The sequence below is a fragment of the Ligilactobacillus aviarius subsp. aviarius DSM 20655 genome (genome assembly GCF_001436315.1).
Lineage (GTDB): Bacteria > Bacillota > Bacilli > Lactobacillales > Lactobacillaceae > Ligilactobacillus > Ligilactobacillus aviarius.
Map to the genome: position 1 here is coordinate 87,769 of NZ_AYZA01000004.1, position 23,609 is coordinate 111,377.

Consider the following 23,609-nt stretch of genomic DNA (forward strand, 5'->3'; position numbering starts at 1 on the left):
AGAGATTACAATAAAATTGTAATCAGGATAGAAAATGATAAGAGGTAATCAAAATGGGTGAATTTTGGATGTTTCCGGGGCAGGGATATCAGCATGCCGGAATGTTGCAAAATGTTCCACGTAACTTAATTGATAAGGTATACGACCTAACAGGAATTGAATTAACGGATACAGATGAAGCATATCAGGATTCAATTCAGATTCAACTCGGAATTTTGACTTTGCAAATTTATCAGGTTAACCGGCTTAAAAAAGCAGGAATTAATCCGCAAATCGTTGGTGGCCATTCACTTGGAGTTTTCGGTGCGGCTTATGCAGCTGAAAATCTTCGATGTGAAGATGCAATCCGGATCGTTTATCAACGGGCGAAGTTAATGCAAAATGCATACCATGATGGCTATGGGATGGGAGTTGTGGTTGGCCTTTCCCGGACGCAGGTTGAGCAGCTTGTAGCCCAAGTTGATTCGCCGACCGAACCAGTTTTTGCATCAAATCAAAATTCTGCCGTTCAAATTGCGCTTTCAGGAAAGTTAACGGCAATTCAAAAGGTAATTGAATTGGCTAAAAAAAACGGCGCGCAAACGGCAAAGTTAATTAAGGTTCCGGTTCCGTCGCACTCACTGTTAATGAAGAACGTTGCTCAAATATTAAGTGCGGATTTGCAAAAGATTCAAATTGTTCCAAGCCAAATTCGTTATTTAACAAACTATTCAGGAATGGTGACTCAATCTGTAGATGATATTCGATATGATCTCGGAAATAATCTTGTTCACCCGGTATATTGGGAACAAATGACGGATGTGGCCCTTGAGTTTTCGCCAGATTTGATTGTTGAATTCTCGCCTGGTCATGCATTTTCAAAACTGATTAAAACGAAATCTGATATTCGAACCTTCGCAATTGATGATTATGGAATAGAAGATAGTTTGTTTCTACTTGAAAAATGGAAAAGAGGATAAAGATGAAAGTTAAAAGAAGTTGGACACAGCAGCGCGATGCTAAAAATGCGCGGATGGAAAAAGTCAGCAGTTTGTTGAATGGTAAATTTGCCAAGACAGAAGATGCCAAAGAAATTTTAGAACGATTGATTGAACCCAACGATAAGGTCGTAATTGAAGGCGATAATCAAAAACAGGCTGATTTTCTTTCACGGACTTTAGCAAATGTTGATCCTGAACGGGTCCACGATTTGCACATGATTATTTCAAGTATTTCACGTCCAGAACATCTTGATATTTTTGATAAGGGAATTGCATCGAAAATTGATTTTGCATATTCTGGTGCTCAAAGTACCCGAGTTTCACAAATGATTTCATCCGGGCGAATGAAGGTCGGCGCAATTCATACATACTTGGAATTATTTGGGCGATTGTTTATTGATTTAATTCCGAATGTGGTTCTGGTTGCGGCTGAAAAAGCAGACCGCAACGGTAATCTTTATACTGGATTTAATACCGAAGAAACGCCAACGATCGTTGAATCCGCAGCTTTCAAGAATGGAATTGTAATTGTTCAAGCCAATGAAATTGTTGACCAAGTTCCGCGGGTTGATATTCCCGGTGACCAAATTGATGTGATTATCCCTGCTGATAAGCCGTATGAATTGGAACCGTTGTTCACTCGTGATCCACAAAACATTACTGAAATTCAAATTTTGATGGCAATGATGGCTATTCGTGGAATTTATGAAAAGCACAATGTTCAATCATTAAATCACGGAGTTGGCTTTAACACCAGTGCAATTGAATTATTATTACCAACCTATGGTGAAAAATTAGGTTTAAAAGGAAAAATTTGTCGAAACTGGGAACTTAACCCGACTCCAACGTTGATCCCGGCAATTGAAAGCGGCTGGGTTGAATCGATTCACAGCTTTGGTGGTGAAGTTGGAATGGAAAAATACATTGCCGCTCGGCCGGATATTTTCTTTGTTGGAAAAGATGGTTCAATGCGTTCCAACCGCGCCTTAGGACAAGTTGCAGGCCAATATGCCATTGACATGTTTATTGGATCGACATTACAGATTGACAAGTATGGAAATTCATCAACGGTTACTGCTGGTCGGGTTCCTGGTTTTGGTGGGGCACCGAATATGGGAAGCAATCCAACAGGACGGCGCCACTCAACCCCAGCTTGGCAAGCAATGAAGACGACGGATAATCCGTTAGACAAGGGACAAAAATTGGTTGTGCAAATGGTTGAAACGTTTGGTGCAAACAAACAACCGGTCTTTGTTGATAAGCTGGATGCAGTTGATGTTCAAAAAGAAATCAATATGGAAAATGCGCCAATCATGATTTACAGCGAAGACACAACGCACATTGTAACTGAAGAAGGAATTGCATACTTGTATAAGACTGATAGTATGGCAGAGCGGCAAGCTGCAATCGAAGCCATTGCAGGAGTAACCCCGGTCGGATTACGGAGCAATGCAAGCCAGCTTCAAGATTTACGGAATCGCGGGATCGTTGCATTACCTGAAGACTTGGGAGTTCACCGCGGCGAAGCAAAACGTTCGTTGCTTGCAGCTCAAAATATGAGTGACTTAGTTAAATGGTCAGATGGGCTTTATAATCCGCCTGCAAAATTCAGAAGCTGGTCATAGGAGGAATCAATCATGGAAAAATTAAATTATAAATTCGACACTCAAGAAGAAGTGAAGGAGCCGGTTCATGTTGGAGTCGTTGCATCAGGCGACCTTGAAGTCCTGGTCTATCCAACGACTGATCCGCAAACAACGGTTGAAATTGTAACCGGAAGCGATGGCTTTGGCGAAGTTTGGAAAAACGTTTTAGACCGTTTCTTTGCTCGTTACCCATTACATGCAGATTTTAAGATTAATGATTTTGGCGCTACCCCAGGCGTAGTAAACTTACGACTGGCACAAGCAATGGAGGAGATTAAGCATGGAGAATAGTTTTGTTGAATTAAATGGACGTGATCGTGCAAAAGTATTATTCGATCATGGGACAGCCCGCGAACTTGTGGGGCCGTTAGATAATTTATACTCACCGCATTTGATGCCTCAAGGAATCGTTCCGGAAAGTGATGATGGAATTATTTTGATGAAGGGTCAAATCAAAGGCTTAGATTCAGTTGTCATCTCAATGGAAGGAGCTTTCCAAGGCGGCGGAATTGGTGAAGTTGGCGGTGCCAAAATTGTTGCAGCATTGGAACAAACCTTAAAGGATAATCAAAACGGCCACAAAGAATATCCAATTATTGTGTTTGATACTGGTGGTGTCCGGCTGCAAGAAGCAAATTATGGTTTATTATCGATTTCTGAAATTCAAAACATGATTATTGCGTTGAAGAAGTATGTTCCGGTAATTGGGGTTGTTCCAGGACGAGTCGGCGCGTTTGGCGGAATGTCGATCACAAGTGCAATGATGTCATATTTGATTGCAACGGATGAGGCACGGGTTGCATTGAACGGACCAGAAGTTATTGAACAAGAAGCCGGAGTTCGTGAATTTGATTCATCAGATAAGAACTTGATTTGGAATACTTTAGGAACCAAGCAACGGGCAGCAACGGGCTTAGTTGACGAAATCGTTGATGATGACGTTGATTTGATCAAAAACTCGATTGTGGCTGCAATTCAGGCAAAAAAGGATAGTCACCGAACAGAAAATGTTGATTTTTATTTGAACTTGTTAAAGGATATTGATTTTAACCAACCAATGGATACTGAAGAATATCGAAAACTTTTCCCGACAGTTAAAGCGGGTAACCATCATATTGCTGAAGCCCAAAAATCGGCAACTCCGAAAGATAAGAGCCGGGGACGCCTTTGGTTTGAAAAATTAACGGGAATTGAAAATGCTGAAAGTGAAGTTTCAACCGTTTTGCATGCAACAGTTGATGGTAAAGAGTTTATTGCAATTGTTCCTGATACTCAAAATAAGCGGTTTCCACGGGTTCGGAATGGTGAAGTAGGATTAATGGAAGGATTCACGGTTGCAAAAATTGTTAACCAAGTAATCGAAGAAGACCAAGGTAAAGAACAAAAGCGTCCAATTATTTGTATTGTTGATGTTCCAAGCCAAGCATACGGATATAAGGAAGAATTGATTGGAATCAACGTTGCGTTGGCTTCAAGTGCCGCAGCATATGCTAAGGCACGTCAAGCAGGTCACCCAGTAGTTGATTTTATTCCAGGTGATGCGGTTTCAGGTGGTTTCCTAGCTCATGGGTTACAGTCTAACCGGATGATTGCTTTGGGGGATGATTCCATTACAATTCAAGCAATGTCAAAAGCGAGTGCTGCTCGGATTACATTGCGGACAATTGAAGAGCTTGAAGAAGCAACTAAGCATGTACCTGCAATGGCATATGATGTTTTCAACTATACTAAATTAGGAGCATTGTATAAGCGAATTGATAGCATTAAGTCATGGGACGCTTCAGATAAAAATGTTGCTCGTATTCAAAAAGAAATTGATGCTGCAATCGATAGTACAAAAGGTCAACCAACAGATTTGAGTTATCGTTATACGAATGAAATTGCGGTCAAAGAAGGACGCGTTGCAACGCTGAAGATGCGGAAAGCCGTTGAAAATCAATGGAACAACTAGTTTATCCGCATGATTTGTTAAAAATTTCCTTTGAAAAAGATGAGTTATCGGCTTTTCCGAAATGGGCCCAATTGAAGCTAACTGAATTTCAAACGGTGATCGTAACCCGGCAAAAGCCGCTTTCTAAAAATGGGGTTGTTGTCGGAGTGCGGGGAAACCAGCGCAATCAGCGGTTTGCCTTTGAAATCAATAAACAAATGATTCAGAAGCGAGTGACCCCCTATGAAGCATTGGAGCACTTTAGATTTAATCAACTACCTGAATCACGAAAAGATTTTCCTGTCTTTCAAGCTTTGCGAAACACTCAGGATAAGCAGCTTTTATCTTCTAATTTTGGAATTACTGGAAGTGCTGGTTATGAAATTGTAACTGGTGATATGATGGTAAAGGAAACAAGCGATCTTGATTTAATTTTAAAAGTTAATCACCGAATTCCATTTGATAAATTGAAAAAGTTATGGGAAAATTTGAATCAATTTTCGGTGCATGCTGATGTTCAGTTGGTTAATGATGATCGCGGATTTTCATTAGAAGAGTTTGTTCAACAGAACGGCAAGCAGGTTTTGATGAAATCTGGCACCGGACCGTTTATTTCAAATTGTCCTTGGAGTGATTTAATTCAGGGAAAACATTGCTGAAGCAGGAAGAAGTTGAGTGGAATGGAAAAAATTGAAAATGGTGCTCAAATGCAAGCGTTTGTTGATGGTTTGCAAAATTCGCAACCATATCAATTCGGAAATTTAGCTGAATTTGGGATTGAAAAGCAAACGTATAATGCTGATTCACCATTGCAAGGAAGGAAAATCGGCTTTTTAGGATCGTCGATTACCTACGGTGCGTTTTCGCACGGAATCTCATTTGTTGATTACTTACAGGCTTGCGATGGGGTTGATGCGGTTAAATCTGCCGTGTCAGGGACGACGTTAGCTGGAAATGATGCGGATGCATATTTAACGCGGTTTAATCATGATTTCGATCCTGATGATAGTTACGATTTAATTGTTTGCCAACTTTCAACGAACGATGGCCGTCAAGGAAAGAAATTAGGTGAAATTTCCAAAACGAATGACTTTGATTTGAATACGACCATTGGAGCAATCGAGTTTTTGTGTCATGAGGTTCAAACGAAATTTAATTGTCCAATTGTATTCTATACATGTGTTGATACGTTAATGGATCCTAACTATGCGAAATTGGTTCAGATTTTGTATCAGCTATCACAGAAATGGAATTTTTCAATTATTGATCTGTACAATGATCGTGGTGTCTTAGCAACAATTAAGATTCGCAAGAATGCAATGTTTGATAACATTCATCCAACGCAAGAAGGATACTTGAAAATTTGGTTGCCGGTCTTTGAGAAACGGTTAGGTGAAATTTTAAGTAATAAATAGATTGGGATAAAGGAATGGAAGTGGATTTTAACATTTCCATTCCTTTTTTGATAGTTAACATTTCAATCTATTCTCCATTTGCGTTACCCTGAAAATAGAATTAGAACTTAAAGGAGCAATTCAAATGAAACTGGTTAGTTGGAATGTGAACGGAATTCGGGCAGCCATTAAGCATGGATTTAAAGATGTCTTTAAGGAATTAGATGCCGATATCTTTTGCATTAATGAAACGAAGTTGAGCGCGGGTCAATTAGATTTGAACTTTCCGGGATACGAGTCTTATTGGAATTATGCCGAACGGAAGGGCTATTCGGGAACGGCCGTCTTTACAAAAAAGAAGCCGTTAAGTGTTCAAAATGGAATTGGAATCGATGAGTTTGATGATGAAGGCCGGGTGATCACGTTGGAATTTGATAATTTCTACGTGGTGGCGTGTTATACACCGAATGCCAAACCAAAATTGGAACGGCTGGATTACCGGGTCAAATGGGATGATGCCTTTCGGAAGTATTTGCTTAAATTAAAAGCTCAAAAATCAGTTATTTTATGTGGCGACCTTAACGTTGCGCATGAAGAGATCGACCTGAAAAATCCTTCAAGTAATCACCACCATGGCGGCTTTTCAAATGAAGAACGCCAAGACATGACGAAACTATTAGATAGTGGCTTCATTGACACTTACCGGTATTTCAATCCGGATCAAACTGGGGCATACTCATGGTGGAGTTATCGGTTTGGCGCTCGGAAGCGAAATGCTGGTTGGCGCATTGATTACTTTATTGTTTCTGATGATCTCAAAGATCAGTTGCAAGAAGCCGCAATTTTAAGCGATGTAATGGGATCAGATCATTGTCCGGTCGAATTAAAAATTAAATTGTAGTTAAAAAGGATTGTTACCTCATTGGTAACAATCCTTTTTGTTTCATGTGAAATATCTTTATTCAGGTTCAACGTCCGGAGCCGGGACATTTTTGAGTTGCCGGAATCCCGGTAACAGTTGCATGACAATGAAACTGATCAAATAAAGCCCTGATAAGAACATCATGGTAACCTTTAAGTTAAAGTATTGCATCAATAACCCAATGATGAATGATGAGAATCCGCCGATTGCCCGGCCGACATTCATGATCAGGTTATTGGCAGTCGAACGGATTTCAGTTGGATAAAGGCGACTGATCACTGCGCCATATCCGCCAAACATTCCATTTGAGAAGAAACCGATCAGCATTCCCGCAAGAATCATTGTCAGGGCGGTGTGAGCCGCAAGGATAATGAAGAGGACGCAGGCTGATCCAATTAAGAAAATATTGAATGCAGCCTTCGCACTAAATTTGTCCATAATATAGCCGAAGACGACCATTCCAAGGCTCATTCCAATAATCGTGGCAATCATCCAAATTGAAGACTTGGAAACGGAAAGCCCCTGTTGTTTTTGAACGATTGATGGTAACCAGTTCATTAAGCCGAAGTAGCCGGCAATTTGGACAATCGTCATTACCATTAATCCCAATGTTTGGAATGTTAATCGTGGAGTTGCAAATAAGCGGGTAAATGAAATTTTACGATGGTTCTTTTGGGCATCTTCCTTCGCGGTTAAGAACTCCTGGCTTTCGGTTAAGTGCCGCCGGACAAAGTAGGTTAAGATCACCGGAATGATTCCGAGAAGGAAAAGGGCATTCCAGCCAAAGTGCGGAATGATAAATGAAGCGGCAAGGGCAGCGAAAATCGCCCCAACCTGACCGCCAATTGCGGCAACCGAAGTCATGCGGCCAACCTGTTTGGTTTCAAAGTTTTCGGCAATCAGGGCCATTCCGACGCCGTATTCACCACCAGCCCCAATTCCGGCTAAGAACCGTAAAACATAGATTACGGGCAGCGAGTGGGCAAAGAACATTGCGCCGGTTGCGAATGCGAAGATAAAAATGGTGTAACTGAATGTTTTGATTCGCCCAATTTTATCACCTAATAAACCAAAAATTGCACCGCCGAATAACATTCCCAGGTTAGTCATCGTTCCAATCAAACCAGCCGCTCCCTGTGAAATATGGAGGCTGGCAATAATCGGGGTTAATGCAAATGACAAAAACATGATATCCATGTTTTCAAGCGAGAATCCGGCTGCCGTTGAAGCAATCGTCCACTTTTGATTCCTGGTCATTTTTCCAGCTGTGCAATCATTTTTACTATTCAATTTAAGTCCCTCCAAAATTGATGCTCACGGGCATCATTTATTTTTCAAAGAACGATTATACACTTTTTAAGAGCAAATGGATGAAAAATTTCAAATTGATTTAAAACGTACTTTAAATATTGGTGATTATCCATGAATTTTTAAAGTATACTTCAAAAATATGCTATAATGTTGATTAAGTTAAAGTGTACTTTAAAAGATTGGGGATGAAATTAAATTGAAGTTTGTTAAACGGAAAGAATATCTTGATTTTTTGAATCGTCATCGCGATAAGAAAATCATTAAGATTGTTTCGGGGGTTCGCCGTTCAGGAAAATCAACCCTCTTTGAGTTGTTTAAGGATGAACTGCGTGCTGAAGGAATTCAACCTGATCAATTAATTACGATGAATTTCGAAGATATGGATAATGAGCCGTATCTTCAAGCAGATAAGCTATATCACCATATTTCAAAACTGTTGATTCCGAATAAAATGAATTATGTCTTTTTAGATGAGATTCAAAATGTTGATCATTTTGAAAAAGCAGTTAATTCGTTATTTTTGAAAGACAACGTTGATTTATATTTGACGGGTTCGAACGCATATTTTTTAAGTAGTGATATTGCAACGGTTTTAAGTGGCCGTTATGTTGAATTAAAAATGCTGCCGTTATCGTTTAAAGAATATGTGGAATGGAATCGGCAAAACAATGTTGTTAAGAAAAATGAAGAATTATTTAATCAGTACTTGGAAAGTTCATTCCCATATACGTTGTTTGTTGATTCTGAAAAGGAAAAACTCGAATATTTGCAAGGAATTTATTCAACGGTGGTTTTAAAGGATATCGTCGCTCGACTTTCAGTTCGCGATGTTGAAGTCCTTGAACGAATTATTCGAACATTATTTAGTGATGTTGGAAGTCTGGTAAACGTAAATAAAATTAAAAATACTTTAGTGAGCTCAGGATATAAGGCCTCTAATCCTTCAATCAGCAACTACCTAACAGGAATTACGGACAGTTTAATTATGTATCCGGTGAGTCAGTATGATATTCATGGGCGCCGGTTATTAGGAACTCAGAAAAAATATTATGCTGTTGATGTTGGGCTTCGACGATTACTGTTGGCAGATCATCAACAGGATTTTGGGCATATTATTGAAAATATCGTTTTTTTGGAATTAAAACGTCGTGGATATGAAGTTTATGTTGGAAATACAGGCAAATATGAGGTGGATTTTGTAGCAGTGGATGCCAAGCAAAATGTTGAATATTATCAAGTTTCATTAACGACTTTAGATGAAAAAACTCTTCAACGTGAATTGCGATCACTGCAGGCAATTAATGATCAGTATCCAAAATATTTGATCACATTAGATCAAATTAATCGAACGGCAAATTATAACGGAATTCAAAAAATGAACTTAATTGATTGGCTTTTAGCCTCACGAAACTGATGAAGCGTGCTACAATAAAAAGGCATTAAATAAATGAGGAATTATAACTATGAACGAAAAATTTAAACACTATTTTAAAGAACAAGGATTTGCTGAATTAACGCCGATCCAGCAGGCAACGCAAGAAGCATTGCAAGCGGGCGAAAATGTTCTGGGAATTGCGCCGACCGGATCAGGAAAAACTTTAGCATATGCGTGGCCATTGCTTGAAAAAGTGATGCCTGGTGATGGGACTCAATTAGTTGTTATGGCGCCTTCACAGGAACTAGCTGCCCAAATTACGGATGTTATCCGTGAATGGGGGAAACTGATTGGGTTAAATACAATTTCCTTAATTGGCGGGGCTAACATTAAACGGCAAATTGAACGGTTAAAAAAACATCCGGAAATTGTCGTTGGAACGCCGGGTCGGATGCTGCAGTTGATCGAACAACGGAAATTGCGATTGCATAAGGTAATCGCAGCCGTAATCGATGAAGCGGATGAAATGCTTCAGGAAAAAGAGTCAATGGATACGATTCGTGATATTTTGAGTCATGCGCCATCAGAAATTCAGTTAGTTTTCTTCTCCGCAACGAAAACGCCGGTCTTTAATGAATTTCATCAATGGTTTGGAATCGAACCGCAAGTCATCGATGTTTCTGATCAAGATATTACTGGGGGGCAGGTTACCCATTATTTGATGGAGACTCCGACCCGTAAGCGGGTTGATATGTTGCGAAAAACCGCCAATTTACCTGAAATGCATGCATTGGTTTTCTTCAAACAAACGGCAACCCTTGAAGAAGTTTATCAAAAATTACAGCATCACCATATTCCGGTTGCAATGTTAAGCAGTAATGGCCGGCAAACGGATCGGCAACAGGCATTAGCGGCGTTGAAAAAGGGTAAACTGACCTTTATTTTAACCACTGATATTGCAGCCCGGGGAATTGATATTCCGGGATTGCCAGCTGTGATTAATTATGACATTCCAAAAGATCAAACAACGTATATTCACCGGGCAGGGCGGACTGGTCGGATGGGTGCGCCGGGAGCAGTCTTAAATTTAGGGAATGAACATGAATTACGCAACTTTAAACAGCTCATGGATCAAAGTAAACTTGATATTCAGAACGGAATTCTCTATCAAGGAATGCTTTACGGCGAAGAGGCAATGGCTGATCTTGATTTGAAGAAACGGCGCCAGCACCGGAAGCCAGTTGTTAAAAATGAGGAACAACCAAAAAAGAAAAAGAAGAATCGGAAACGGAACCGAAAGAACAAAGGAAAGCCATCTGCTCATAAGAAAAGATAAAAAATAACCGTGATCGTTAAACGCGACCACGGTTATTTAATATTCAATTATTAATCATTGTTTTTGATTCGCTTTGAACGGGTTGTGTAAAGCGCCCATGCAAAGATTCCAAAGACTAACGGACCAGCAACGGTTGCTGCGGCGCCAACCCAGTCTTTTTCAATAAATGGTTGGATAATTGTAAAGCCGTTTGCAATTGCAAGGGTGATCAATGTAATTGTTACGATCACGAGCATTGTTTTCCGACTATGGAAAGCTTCAAACGGCCGGTCGAGGTCTTGCCGTTTCTTAAAGAACGGAAAGGCTGCAACCAAGAAGAGGTATGGCAATGTTGATGCAACGTTACTCATTGAAGTTAAGAGGTTGAACAAGAACTTTGAATCTTGGTGAATCAAAGTTGATGCGATTGCAACCCCACCAATGATGACACATACGATTGCGGTTTGAACCCAAAGCGCAAATGAAGGCATGCCTTTCTTGTTTAACTTTGTAACTTTTTCTGGCCAAAGTTCTTTTGGTGAACCCATAATGAATGACTTCAATGGTGAGTAGATCAAAACGAAGAATGAACCTAAGTAAGCACATAACATTCCGATTGCTGATAACCGTGAGAAGACCGTTCCCATTGTCAATGCAGCGTGGGTCGATAAGTGGAAGGCTTTTCCTAATTCTAATCCAAGATTTTGCATCAAGACGTATGTAATGTTACCTAAGTTTACGTCAGGATGATTAATGACATGATTCCAGTTGGTTGTAATTCCCCACAGGAAAATGTTCAAAGCGTAACCGATTCCGATAACAACGGTACTAATCATGATTGCACGTGGGAAAGTTTTTTCCGGTTTATCCAATGAATCAGTGACACCACCCATTGATTCAAGACCACCATATGCGAAGATTGCGTAAATCATGAAGCTAATCATTGCAATTGGTGATTGGAATTGCGGGTTAACAGATGTTGCAAATTGTGAAACGTGTTGAATTGGTTGTGCCAATTGGAAGTGATTCTTAAATAAGATGAAGACACTTGAAAGAATCAATGTCACGTTAAGCAACATAACGGCTAACCCACCAATTGATGAAATCTTGGCAATTGTATCAATCCCGTGGTTAACAAGCCATGTAATTGCAATTACCCCGATGATCGAAATCAATGCGACCGTCAAAGTTGAATTTAGTCCGAACAGATGCCATGTGTTTGTTGTATCATGGCCAAAGATAATGGTTGAAATCGTAATACAGATTTTTTGAGAAACCATTACTTGCCAAATTACCCAAGCGGATAACCAAATAAAGGTGGCAATAAATGACCATTTTTCACTGATTGAGGCATCAAGCCATGAATAAATTCCACCCTTGCTTTCTTTTAAAGCAGAACCGTATTCAGCGTACATCAAACTACTTGGAAGGAAGTAGAGCAATGCACCTAAAATGTACCATAGGATCGCACCGTATCCCATTTGCATAAAGGCAACCGGTGTATTGGCAAACCCGAAGATCGTTGAGAAGATCATCAGGACTAATGCACCAGTTGTGATTTTCTTTGCATTGTTGTTTTCGCTCATCTAATAATTCTCCTTAGAATATTTTTAAACAAAATATGTTTCGTAAAATAATTATACACGGTTTATGATAAAAAATGTAACATAAAACCAAATTATTAGAAAATATTTAAAAATAAAAGAGACTTATCCAATAATTATTATTAAATTTTAAAAAATGGAGATACTTGCGTGCCTTTCAAAGATTAATTATACTTAAACTATTGTTTTAATCAGTTGCGCTTGTAGCTCAGCAGGATAGAGCAACCGCCTCCTAAGCGGTAGGTCATCGGTTCAATTCCGATCAAGCGCATAAAAAAAGCTGCGATTTATATCGCAGCCTTTTTTATTTAAGCCCAATCACCGTTTCGGAATACAGGAACGATCGTCCCGTCCTTTTTAATTCCATCAATGTTCATATCAGCTGACCCGACCATGAAATCAACATGGGCTTGACTAAAGTTGATTCCTTTAGCTTTAAGTTGATCTTTGCTCATTTTGGTTCCGCCCTGAACGTTAAATGGATAAGCAGCCCCTAAAGCAAGGTGATCGCTTGCGTTTTCATCAAAGAGGGTATTAAAGAATGTAATTCCTGATTGTGAAATCGGTGATGGATCCGGAACAAGGGAAACTTCACCAAGTGAACGAACACCTTCATCAGTTTCAAGAAGGTGATCAAGAACAGCTTGGCCTTTTTCAGCCGTTGCTTCGACAACTTTCCCGTCTTTAAATGTAAATTTCATATTTTCAAGAATGTTGCCGGCATAACTTAACGGTTTGGTTGAGGTTACGTAACCGTCGATTCGGCGATTATCAGGCGCAGTGAAACATTCTTCGGTTGGCATGTTAGCCATGAATTCGATTCCGGCAGCGTTTTTGCTTCCGCCGCCTTCCCAAACGTGATTTTCAGGAAGACCGATCGTTAAATCAGTTCGCGGTGAAGTGTAGTGTAATGCACTGAATTGTTCCTTATTTAACCAGTCTTCTTTTTCGTGCAACTTAGCATCGTGATCTTTCCAAGCTTGAATTGGATCTTCACGGTCGATCCGGGTTGTTTTGAAAATTTCTTCCCACAGACGGTCAACGGCGGCTTCACCCTTTAAATCAGGAAAGACGCGTTCAGCCCACGCTGGACTGGCAGCGGCAACAACTGTCCAACTTAAATCATTGTTTTGAGTTGCTTGCCGAACAGGCATTAAGGCTTTTCCGTTCGCGCTTTGGTATGCGGCAACCCGTTTTTGGTCAATTCCGCCAAATGCACCGGGATCTTCTGACATCACTGAGATCCGGCAGCAACGGTGATCAGCAATGTATTGGGCTTCTTCCTTGGCAAATTCCGGAACATTTTCAAGAAATTCATCGCTTGCATGTTCAAGAAATTCACGTTGGGCAAAGGTATCGCTCCATTTGATCATTACCTTTCCAGCACCGGCCTTGTAAGCTTCTTTAACGATTAAGTGGGCGAGGTGTTGTTGATCAACATTAATATAGAGAACAACTTCTTGTCCGGGTTGGACATTGACTCCGACCTTAACGATTAATTCAGCATATTTTTGTAACTTTTCTTCAAAATTTGCAATTGTCATAGTAAGGAACCTCCATTCATCTTAATATATATGATAGCATAGAAATGTAAGTGAAATTGATTATATAGGGCAAGAGGAGGATCTATATGGAAAAAATCAAAGTAATGACCGTTTTTGGGACGCGGCCAGAAGCAATTAAAATGGCCCCGCTTGTATTAGAATTGAACAAGCATGCTGATCAAATTGAAGCGGTGACGACCGTTACGGCTCAGCACCGGGAAATGTTGGATCAGGTGCTTGAAATTTTTAAGATCAAACCGGATTATGATTTAAACATTATGCACCAGGGGCAGAGCTTGAATGACATAACGGTTGATGTTTTAAATAAATTAAAAGGGGTCATTGAAACGGAAAAGCCAGACATTGTATTGGTTCATGGTGATACAACGACGACATTTGCAGCAAGTTTAGCGGCTTTTTATCAACAAGTTGCAGTTGGCCACGTTGAAGCTGGTTTGCGGACCTGGAATAAGTATTCACCATATCCGGAAGAAATGAACCGGCAAATGACGGATGATCTTGCCGATTTATATTTTGCGCCAACGCAGCAAAGTAAGGATAATCTGTTGAAGGAAAATCATGCAGCCGCAAAGATTTTTATTACCGGTAATACAGCAATTGATGCGTTGCATGAAACCGTACAAGACAATTATCACCATGATATTTTAGAGCTTGTTGATCCCCAAAAGAAATTGATTTTAGTAACGATGCACCGGCGGGAAAATCAAGGTGAACCAATGAAACGGGTCTTTAAGGCCATTCGCGATGTTGTTGAAACTCATCCGGGGATTGAAGTGATTTATCCGGTTCATTTAAGCCCGGCGGTTCAAAAGGCAGCCCATGAGATCTTTGATCATGTTGACCGCGTTCATTTGATTGATCCGCTTGATGTGGTTGATTTTCACAATCTCGCTGCTCGCAGTTTCTTCATCATGTCAGATTCTGGCGGTGTTCAAGAAGAAGCTCCAGCACTTGGGAAACCAGTCCTTGTGCTGCGGGATACAACCGAGCGTCCAGAAGGAATTAAGGCGGGAACATTAAAACTCGTCGGAACGGATTATCAAACGGTTAAGACCGAAATGGAAACGCTGCTGGATGATCAAAAAGAATATGAAGCAATGGCAAATGCTAAAAATCCATACGGTGATGGCCATGCCGCTCAACGAATCGTTGAAGCAATCCAGTATCATTTTGGTCAGCTTAAAGAACGGCCGGAAGAATTTAAGTAGAAAAAAAAGCGACATTAATTGTCGCGCTTTTTTTATCTATTCTTTTTTCTTACGAACGAGCGTGATTCCACCGCTAACTAACGTAATGGTTATTCCAATCGCTGAAATGAGGATTCCAAGTTTTAATCCTGGAGTATGGTAGTTCAATTCAACGTGATGAACGCCGGCAGGAAGCTTGATTCCAATAAATGCGGTGTTCGTGCGCAGGAGCGGGACCTTTTTCCCGTTGACCGTGGCTTGCCACCCATCGGAGTACGGAATCGAAGAGGTCAAGATTCCCGGACGCGTGGTCTTGATCGTTCCTTGAAGATGGTTTGACGATAATTTCAGCTGCCGCAACCGATTCTTTTGAATGGTTTGGACTTGGTGAGCATATTGGCTTCCAAGGGGTTCGGCAACCAGTTTCAAATTAAACGAGTAAGTCCCTAAATGGTTAAAGTTTAACGCAATTGTTTGCGGAATTTGAGGGTAAAATCCTAAATTCATCGTTCCGTTTTTGACTTGTTTATAGAATGACAAAATTTGAGCTTTCGGTTGTTTGATAACTTCTTTTCCAAGTGGAGTAGTTGCCTGAATTTTAAAGCTTTGATCAGGCAGACCGCTAATAATGTTGTTTCGGAATGCCTGATAAGCACTTAATTTCGAGTTTTGGGTCAACTTTCCATCGCTCAAATGATAGTCGGCATTGGTTTGCTGCATTGTAATTTGTTGTTTCAACGTTAATGGTTGATAATGCAAGTTTTCAAATTCAAGGTGCAGTTCAGAATTCTTCAATGCTTTTTGCTGTTCGGGGGTCAAATTTTGAAGATCGAGAACAACTTTGTAACTTTCATTTGAATCAAGATGCTCGAGGTGTTGCGGATCAATCAGGTTTCCATTGCTTGAAATCAATTTAAACGGAAGGTTGATAACCTGTCCCTTAACAGACGCTTGCGGCAGACCGGTCGGTTGGTTGACTAAAACACCATCAGCAAGGGCCCGCTCTTTTTGAGTCGGACCGTAGGCTGCGTACTGGTCAGGGGTAAAGACCTTTGATTGCCAGTACATTAGTGGAAAATTCTGTTGGGTACGATACCGTAGGATCCGGTCGTTTGTATACGTATTCAGCATTTGACTGGCATCGAGCGTATAGCCAGCCGGAATCTTAGCACTATTTGGTTGTTGGTGGTGAACAAAGAGGTATTTAACCCCGAAAAAGTTATTTGCAACTGTCCGATCATCAAACTGGGCAAGCGGAATGTTAGCCTCAAATTGAGTGTTTTGCAGATTTTGAGCAAAGTCGCCAATTAATTTATTCTGTAATGAATAGTACGAGTTGATGGAATTAACGTTTGCTTGTTGGTTATTGTACATATGATACCCAGCACCGAAATCTGCATTTTGACTGATCGTTGAGATTCGATAACCGGTTTGATCAGTTAGTTGTTGGGCAAGCTTTCCGTATTGAATATCAGCAAGGCGCGAGTAACTTTTCCGCGGCAGCATTTCGTTTGAATATCTTTCATTAAAAGGAGCCTCAAAGTAAACAGCATTACAAATCACGTTTAATAAGACGACGCCAAGAAGAATTTGCCGCGCATGGTGCGGTTGATAATGGTGAATCAAAAGCAACGCGCCAAGGGTAACGAAAAGAAAGACAACGGGAATAAATATCTTTTCATTATTTTGGAAGAAGTAGTCCGCGCAAACATAAGCGATGTAAAGAATGGCTCCAATCGTAAACCCTTTGATGGTTTTTACAGATAAAGTTTCAAGGTTATCAGCAAGGGCCGCGCATGCTAAAGCAACTGGAAGGCATAACATTAACGTCCACCGGTTAGAAGGAGCCAAAAAGCCGTTGAAAACGGAAGCACACGCAGGAATAAGCAAAATAATGAAACTAATGATCAAAACTGAGTTAATGATTCGATATTGTTTAAATACTTTGAAAGTGTATAAAATGGCAAAAAATGCGATGCTGGCAAAGCCAAGGGCACTCCAAAAGTAAAAGTCGCGGTTGCCGCCATTGATCAGTTGTCCCGGCAAGCTTAAATAGTAATATGCCGGATATACTTTTAATCCGTTGGCAAAGGTGCTTGAAGTCCGGGTTGAATTATGAACGGCAATAATTTCCGGAAGTAAGAGAACGGCCGCGTTGATAATGCTTAAAACCGTTGCGCCCGCCAGCTTAGCAAACAATTTTAGGTAGTTTTTCTTGGTTTTAAGATCCCATAATAGGCGCAAGCCTAAATATACAATGGCTCCTAAACCAAGGATATAGGCAAAGTAAAAGTTATTAATCAGCATCCACGTAAATGTGAACAGTAACGGCCAGACAGATCTTCCTTGAATGACCCGTTCAAGATTGACGATCAAAATTGGAAAGATAATAAACGGCAGGGTAAAGAACGGTTGGGCAACGTTTGAGTAAAGCAGAAAAGCATTAAAAAGGTAGACAAGCGCGCCGATAACAACCGACGAATCTTTTAATTTTAAATGGAATGCACACCAGCAAAATGCTAAACCGGCACAGTATAGCCGCAAAACGATTAGTAATTGATATGCGAAAATCATTTTACTTGCTGGGAAAAGCAAAACAAGGTATGCAAAAATGTCACCAAATAAATAGTAAGCATCAACTTGGAAAGCATCGCCGCCAAGTCCCATATGCCACGACCAACCGGGGAGGGCCGCAAGGGATGGATGGTGGATAAAGTTTAGTAAGCATTTGCGAAATTCGATTAAAAGCGGCAAATGCTGATTAGCACCATCGAGTCGCCAAATTAACGAATGTCCGGTGACCAAGTAAGTTCCGTACACAAATAAAGCAACGATTAAAAATGTTGCGGTGTATTTTAAATATCCGAATTTATGGCTTTGACGATCAAACGAAAATTCCACCAAAAGGCCCTCCTTACATTATTCTCTCTTTATTTTAAAGCATGAAATCTAAAAAGAGAAGAGGGCGAAAAAGCTTTAAGAATCAAAGAATCGGGCATATTAAAAAATAACCGTGAGCGAACTCACGGTTATTTAATGCTTCAAAGTTATTTTTTCTCTTTCAAAATGTATACTGGACGATTCTTGACTTCCATGAAAATCTTGCCGATATATTTACCGACGATTCCGAGACAAAGGAGTTGAATTCCTCCAATAAAAAGGAAAATGCATACCATGGATGCCCATCCAAATGCTGAACCGCCGTATAGAAGTTTTCTTGCAATTACGAAAATAATCCCGATAACGGATGCAACTGATGAAAGTAATCCAACGTATGACGCAATGTTTAACGGCGTTTGGGAGAAGGAAACAATTCCATCAATTGAGTATTTCAATAAACTCCAAAAGTTCCAGCTTGTTTTACCAGCAACCCGTTCTTTGTTTTGGTATTCCAGGTATTTCGTCTTAAATCCGACCCAACTGAAAATTCCTTTTGAGAACCGGTTGTATTCAGACATTGAAAGAATTGCATCGACCATTTGCCGGGTCATTAAACGGTAATCACGGGCACCATCAACGATTTCAGTGTCGGAAATTTTGTTGATCAACTTGTAAAACATGTGGGCAAAGAATGACCGGATCGGTGGTTCACCCTTGCGATCGACTCGCCGTGTTCCAACACAGTCGTATTCGCCAGATTCAAGATAACCAAGCATTTTTGGTAATAATTCAGGCGGATCTTGAAGATCGACGTCCATTACCGCAACATAATCCCCCGTTGCTTGTTGTAATCCGCAGTAGAGGCCGGCTTCTTTTCCAAAATTCCGTGAAAATGAGGCATAGTGAACATGTTCCGGATCTTTTTGTTGAAGTTTCCGTAATTCACCAAGGGTATTGTCTGATGAGCCATCATCAATAAACCAGTATTCGAGTTCAATATTTGGTAATTGCGGGGCAACCTTTTCAACGGCGTCATAGAATAACGGAATTGATTCTTCCTCGCAATAGCAAGGTACAATGATTGAAAGTTTTTTTGTCATGATTGTTATGTTACTCCTCTAATTTAGCTACTAATTGATCTGTAAATTGATCAAGGGTATCAAGGTCTTCGTCAGTGTCAGGTGAAAGATTGATTTTAACGTCCGGCGCCCCTTGAATTGCGCCGGCTTCTTTTAATACACGACTAAACTCATCAACTGCGGTGCAATAATATTCGCCATAGAATGTATCACCTGATCCAGCAACTCCATATATTTTGCCTGACAAATCAGTTTCTTGTAGATCGTCGAAGAAATCCATCCCTTCATCTGGCAAATTTCCTTCATCGTAGGTATAAGGACATACGATGCACAGGTCAGCATCTTCAAAATCGCTGACATCGGCTTGTGAAATTTCATCAACTTGAACATCAAGCCCCTGATCTTCAAGATTTTCAGCAATGATATCAGCAATGTCTTCGTTATTTCCGGTAATTGTTGCGAAAACGATCTCTGCTTTGGCCAATGGAATGCCTCCTTTCCGTAAACCCATATTTTTTCATTATACCAAATTATATCAAAAATCAGCGGTAAACGTGAGAATTGTTTATTAGAATTTACCGAATAGTAATAAGTTAAGGTATAATGAAAAAGAATAATAATTTGATTCGGAATGGAGGATAATTAAATGATTACATTAAAGTCGCCACGCGAAATTAAAGAAATGGCAGTTTCAGGCGCAATTTTAGCTGGGATGCACGTTGGATTGCGTGACATTGTTAAACCTGGGGTATCAAGTTGGGAAGTTGAAAAATTTGCCCGCAAGTACTTCAAAGAACATGATGCAATTCCTGAACAAATTGGATTTGAAGGATACAAGTATGCAACATGTGTCAGTGTTAATGATGAAATCTGTCATGCCTTTCCACGGAAAAATTTGATTTTTAAGGAAGGCGATCTGGTTAAAATTGATACGGTTGTTAACTATCATGGAGCAATGAGCGATTCATGCTGGAGTTATGTTGTTGGGAAACCAAGTCCAGAAGTTGAACGCTTAATGGAAGTTACAAAGAAAGCTTTGTACCTTGGAATTGATCAAGCTCAAGTTGGCAACCGAATCGGTGATATCGGGGCTGCAATTCAACATTATACGGAAGATGAAAACGGCTATGGCGATGTCCGGGAATTCATCGGCCATGGAATTGGACCAACGATGCACGAATCACCGAATGTTCCGCACTATGGTGAAGCCGGAAAGGGAATGCGCCTTCGTGAAGGAATGACAATTACCATTGAACCAATGATCAATACCGGGACATGGCGGGCAGTGATGGATGATCCGAACGGCTGGACAGCCCGGACAGCAGACGGCGGTCTTTCATGCCAATATGAACATACAATTGTAATTACCAAAGACGGCCCCAAGATTTTAACATCACAAGATCCAGCAATGGACGAAAAATACCTGTATAAATTTAAGTAAATCCTAATAATCATTAAGATAAGGATTTGCTTTTAAAATCAAAATAGCCAAAACGTTGATTTAATCATAAATGTCCAATAATTTAATCTTTGTGTAAATTAAACTTTTCTCAGATAAGTAAGTAAATCCTTACCAAAAATCGATAATTTACTTGTCAAAGAATTATTTATTGGTATAATTACACTAGATATTTGATTATCTTTTTAGATAAATACACCAATAAATTTAGATAGGGGTATAACAATGAAAGTTAGAAAAGCTGTTATTCCTGCAGCCGGATTAGGGACACGGTTCCTTCCAGCCACAAAGGCTTTGGCAAAGGAAATGTTCCCAATTATTGACAAACCTACAATTCAATACATCGTTGAAGAAGCACGTAAGTCAGGAATCGAAGACATTTTAGTTGTTACAGGAAAGGGTAAGCGGCCAATCGAAGACCACTTCGACTCAGTTCCTGAACTTGAACAAAACTTGAAAGCAAAGGGCAAGAACGACTTACTCGAACTTGTTCAACAAACAACGGACATTAACTTGTACTTTATCCGTCAATCACATCCACGTGGTTTAGGGGATGCGGTTTTGATGGCCAAGGACTTTGTTGGGAACGAACCATTTGTTGTCATGTTAGGTGACGATATTATGGACGACAAGGTTCCGTTGACGAAACAATTGATTGACCGCTATGAAGAAACACATGCTTCAACATTAGCTGTGATGAAGGTTCCGCATGAAGAAGTTAACAAGTACGGTGTAATTGACCCGGTTACTGAAACTAAACCAGGTTTATTTGACGTTAATAAATTTGTTGAAAAGCCAGATGTTGATAAGGCACCATCTGACTTAGCAATCATCGGTCGTTACTTATTAACACCTGAAATTTTTGATATGCTTGAAACTCAAAAGCCAGGTGCTGGTAATGAAATCCAATTAACGGATGCAATTGACCGGTTGAACCAAATTCAACGCGTATTTGCTCATGAATTTAAGGGTAACCGTTATGATGTGGGTTACAAGTTTGGCTATTTGAAGACTTCAATTCAATTTGGATTGAAACACCCAGAAGTAAGTGCTGACTTAAAGGCATACATCAAGGAATTAGCAAAAACACTTAAGTAATTCATGACATTAATTATGGAAGGTCGTGACGAGAGTCCGACCTTTTTATTTTTTGTAATCATAATTTAACGGGAAATCCTTATTTAAAGTGGTTTAATAAGGGTATGTGCGTTTTATTAATTGAAATAAGCAAAGGAATTACAAAATGAAAAAGTTTGGTGCGAACTTAAAGGGGTTTGCCAAGACTGCATTGAAAAAGACGATTCAGGGCGATATCTTCAATATGGCGATTGTGGCAACGTACTATGTTTTGCTTACAATTGTGCCAATCGTGATTTTTATTGGAAATATTTTGCCGATCATGCATTTAAATGCGACCCGGATCATGCCGTATTTAAACGTTGCCCTTCCGGAACCGGTATATAATTTCTTAGGTCCGATCGTCCGGAAGTTTTTGACGCATGGTTCAGGTGGGATTGCTTCATTCTCAATGATCTTCACCTTATGGGCCGGCAGTCGCGGCATTAATGCGTTAAAAAGGTCGATGAATCAAATATTTGGAGTGGGAGATTCACAAGATTTTATTGTGACAACTGTATTATCGATTTTGATCACGCTGAGTTTCGGAGCGTTGTTAGTGACGACGTTTGTGATCTATAGTTTTGGTCAAATTGTTCTTGAATATTTAACACCGATTTTTAAACTCCCGTTATCGTATTTGGAGATCTTCTTACGGTATCGCTGGTCGGTAACATTTGTCATTATCTTTTCAATTTTGTGTTTGATTTATATTGTATTGCCCAATGTTAAAGTTCACTGGTTATCAGTTTGGCCAGGGGCTTTAGTTGCGGCATTGGGATGGATGGCGTTAACCGGCATCTTTACAATTTACGTGAAGTATTTTGCATATCGAATTTTAAGTTACGGAACGATTGGAACGTTTCTGGTATTACTTTTCTGGATGAATTTTACAAATTTAATTATTCTCTTTGGGGCAATTGTTAATGCATTTTTGGAAGAGAAAATTTATGGAAGAGTTGTCCCCAAGGAACATCGTTTTGGAAAGAAAGTTCAGCGAAAAATTCATGAACGCCGCCAAAAACAAAACTAAAGGATCGGGAAAAATCCCGATCCTTTAGTTTTGTTCATCAATAAACTGGTTGATTTCATCCATTGAAAAGCCTTTCCGGTATAAGGCCATTTTAACTTTTTGATTGCGTTGAGAAAGAGGCAGCCTTTGATACCGGCGCATGATTTTGGCACCTTGAAGTCGGAGCTGTTCTCTTTCTTGATCTGTATCTTTTTCAAGGCCAAGCCGATTGATTGCTTCGGTTGCAATCTCGGAACTGAAGCCTTTAGTGAAAAGGCCGTTTTTAATTTTCTGAATTTTAACTTTGAAGGCTTCCCGATGATATTTACGGGCAAGTTTTTGAGTAATTTTGATTGAATTTTGAAGTTGATCTTCAAAGGAAAATTCTTCAAGGGCGGTTTCAATATCATTTTCAAGGACGCCTTTTTGGCGTAATTTTTGGGTAATGACTTTCGGTCCTTTATCTGAGGTTTTGGCAATTGTTCGGACATAGCTTTTAGCGTACTCAAGATCATTAATATAGCCTTGATTGCGTAAACGTTGAAGAACGGGTTCAATCTGAGAATCAGTAAAATCGTGTTGTTGAAGGTATTGAATGATTTCCTTTTCAGTTCTTAACTGGTAAGAAAGGTAATCAAGGGCTTTATTGTAAGCTTTTGAAATTGAATCAGCATCCGTGATGGCCTGGATCTGGTCATTTGTGATCTCCTGATCTTTATGCAGGCGAAATTGGATCAAAACTTCTTCGCTGACAGGAAATCGGTATTGGCCGTCAATAAAAATATTGTACCGGCCTTTTCGTTTTTGAGCTTGAATTGCTGTAATTTTCACGTT

The 23,609-nt window shown here is 40.0% G+C and carries 20 protein-coding genes and 1 tRNA gene; 14 read left to right on the top strand and 7 right to left on the bottom strand.

Features of this window, described 5'->3' with window-relative positions; translation table 11 throughout:
* Positions 1-53 precede the first annotated feature (53 nt).
* The 7 genes from FC33_RS00660 (at position 54) to FC33_RS00690 (ending at position 6,851) form a co-directional block, all read left to right on the top strand.
* Entirely contained in the window at positions 54-959 is a 906-nt protein-coding gene (locus FC33_RS00660; RefSeq protein WP_057826702.1) for an ACP S-malonyltransferase, read from the top strand.
* Between the two features lie 2 nt (positions 960-961).
* On the top strand, positions 962-2,605 hold the full coding sequence (gene mdcA, locus FC33_RS00665) for a malonate decarboxylase subunit alpha (RefSeq protein WP_146993408.1): 1,644 nt from the start codon (positions 962-964) through the stop codon (positions 2,603-2,605).
* Between the two features lie 12 nt (positions 2,606-2,617).
* Complete coding sequence (locus FC33_RS00670; protein ID WP_057826704.1) at positions 2,618-2,917, top strand: malonate decarboxylase subunit delta; 300 nt, start codon at positions 2,618-2,620, stop codon at positions 2,915-2,917.
* A complete protein-coding gene (gene mdcD, locus FC33_RS00675) occupies positions 2,907-4,577 on the top strand; it encodes a biotin-independent malonate decarboxylase subunit beta (RefSeq protein ID WP_057826705.1) in 1,671 nt (556 codons plus the stop codon). Before FC33_RS00670 ends, mdcD begins: the two co-directional genes overlap by 11 nt.
* The gene (locus tag FC33_RS00680; RefSeq protein WP_057826706.1) at positions 4,565-5,215 is read left to right on the top strand and encodes a malonate decarboxylase holo-ACP synthase; all 651 of its coding nucleotides are present in this window, start codon (positions 4,565-4,567) and stop codon (positions 5,213-5,215) included. Before mdcD ends, FC33_RS00680 begins: the two co-directional genes overlap by 13 nt.
* A gap of 21 nt (positions 5,216-5,236) precedes the next feature.
* Positions 5,237-5,971, top strand: coding sequence for an SGNH/GDSL hydrolase family protein (locus FC33_RS00685; RefSeq protein ID WP_146993409.1), 735 nt, complete (start codon positions 5,237-5,239; stop codon positions 5,969-5,971).
* Between the two features lie 124 nt (positions 5,972-6,095).
* Positions 6,096-6,851 (top strand): exodeoxyribonuclease III, encoded by a 756-nt coding sequence (locus FC33_RS00690; protein ID WP_057826707.1) that lies wholly within the window; start codon positions 6,096-6,098, stop codon positions 6,849-6,851.
* Positions 6,852-6,908: 57 nt separating this feature from the next.
* Here FC33_RS00690 and FC33_RS00695 read toward each other — a convergent pair whose 3' ends face one another.
* Positions 6,909-8,129, bottom strand: a complete 1,221-nt coding sequence (locus FC33_RS00695) for an MFS transporter (RefSeq protein WP_057826742.1) — start codon at positions 8,127-8,129, stop codon at positions 6,909-6,911.
* Positions 8,130-8,379: 250 nt separating this feature from the next.
* On the opposite strand from FC33_RS00695, the gene FC33_RS00700 reads away from it, so the two are divergent.
* Both FC33_RS00700 and FC33_RS00705 read left to right on the top strand, forming a co-directional pair.
* The gene (locus tag FC33_RS00700) at positions 8,380-9,597 is read left to right on the top strand and encodes an ATP-binding protein (protein ID WP_081037004.1); all 1,218 of its coding nucleotides are present in this window, start codon (positions 8,380-8,382) and stop codon (positions 9,595-9,597) included.
* A gap of 49 nt (positions 9,598-9,646) precedes the next feature.
* Positions 9,647-10,894: a DEAD/DEAH box helicase gene (locus FC33_RS00705; protein ID WP_057826709.1), complete on the top strand. Its 1,248-nt coding sequence runs from the start codon at positions 9,647-9,649 to the stop codon at positions 10,892-10,894.
* Between the two features lie 50 nt (positions 10,895-10,944).
* On the opposite strand, the gene yjeM is transcribed toward FC33_RS00705, so the two are convergent.
* The gene (gene yjeM / locus FC33_RS00710; protein ID WP_057826710.1) at positions 10,945-12,459 is read right to left on the bottom strand and encodes a glutamate/gamma-aminobutyrate family transporter YjeM; all 1,515 of its coding nucleotides are present in this window, start codon (positions 12,457-12,459) and stop codon (positions 10,945-10,947) included.
* A gap of 215 nt (positions 12,460-12,674) precedes the next feature.
* Between yjeM and FC33_RS00715 the strand changes: the two genes are divergently transcribed.
* Positions 12,675-12,748: transfer RNA gene (locus FC33_RS00715), tRNA-Arg, on the top strand.
* A gap of 37 nt (positions 12,749-12,785) precedes the next feature.
* Here FC33_RS00715 and FC33_RS00720 read toward each other — a convergent pair.
* Positions 12,786-14,021 (bottom strand): aminopeptidase, encoded by a 1,236-nt coding sequence (locus FC33_RS00720; RefSeq protein ID WP_057826711.1) that lies wholly within the window; start codon positions 14,019-14,021, stop codon positions 12,786-12,788.
* Positions 14,022-14,107: 86 nt separating this feature from the next.
* On the opposite strand from FC33_RS00720, the gene wecB reads away from it, so the two are divergent.
* The gene (gene wecB, locus FC33_RS00725) at positions 14,108-15,250 is read left to right on the top strand and encodes a non-hydrolyzing UDP-N-acetylglucosamine 2-epimerase (protein ID WP_057826712.1); all 1,143 of its coding nucleotides are present in this window, start codon (positions 14,108-14,110) and stop codon (positions 15,248-15,250) included.
* A gap of 36 nt (positions 15,251-15,286) precedes the next feature.
* Here wecB and FC33_RS00730 read toward each other — a convergent pair whose 3' ends face one another.
* From FC33_RS00730 to FC33_RS00740, 3 genes are all read right to left on the bottom strand, one after another.
* Entirely contained in the window at positions 15,287-18,130 is a 2,844-nt protein-coding gene (locus FC33_RS00730) for a YfhO family protein (protein WP_057826713.1), read from the bottom strand.
* 146 nt (positions 18,131-18,276) lie between these two features.
* A complete protein-coding gene (locus FC33_RS00735) occupies positions 18,277-19,209 on the bottom strand; it encodes a glycosyltransferase family 2 protein (protein ID WP_057826714.1) in 933 nt (310 codons plus the stop codon).
* 10 nt (positions 19,210-19,219) lie between these two features.
* Complete coding sequence (locus tag FC33_RS00740; protein WP_057826715.1) at positions 19,220-19,672, bottom strand: flavodoxin; 453 nt, start codon at positions 19,670-19,672, stop codon at positions 19,220-19,222.
* A gap of 162 nt (positions 19,673-19,834) precedes the next feature.
* Here FC33_RS00740 and map point away from each other — a divergent pair, with 162 nt between their 5' ends.
* The 3 genes from map to FC33_RS00755 all read left to right on the top strand — a co-directional run bounded on the left by map (position 19,835) and on the right by FC33_RS00755 (position 22,796).
* Positions 19,835-20,629 carry a type I methionyl aminopeptidase gene (gene map / locus FC33_RS00745; RefSeq protein WP_057826716.1) on the top strand — a complete coding sequence of 265 codons (795 nt, stop codon included), beginning with the start codon at positions 19,835-19,837 and terminating at the stop codon, positions 20,627-20,629.
* A 243-nt stretch (positions 20,630-20,872) separates the two neighbouring features.
* A complete protein-coding gene (galU, locus tag FC33_RS00750) occupies positions 20,873-21,745 on the top strand; it encodes a UTP--glucose-1-phosphate uridylyltransferase GalU (RefSeq protein WP_057826717.1) in 873 nt (290 codons plus the stop codon).
* A 145-nt stretch (positions 21,746-21,890) separates the two neighbouring features.
* On the top strand, positions 21,891-22,796 hold the full coding sequence (locus tag FC33_RS00755) for a YihY/virulence factor BrkB family protein (protein ID WP_057826718.1): 906 nt from the start codon (positions 21,891-21,893) through the stop codon (positions 22,794-22,796).
* 24 nt (positions 22,797-22,820) lie between these two features.
* Here FC33_RS00755 and recX read toward each other — a convergent pair whose 3' ends face one another.
* On the bottom strand, positions 22,821-23,606 hold the full coding sequence (gene recX, locus FC33_RS00760) for a recombination regulator RecX (RefSeq protein WP_057826719.1): 786 nt from the start codon (positions 23,604-23,606) through the stop codon (positions 22,821-22,823).
* Positions 23,607-23,609: the final 3 nt, after the last annotated feature.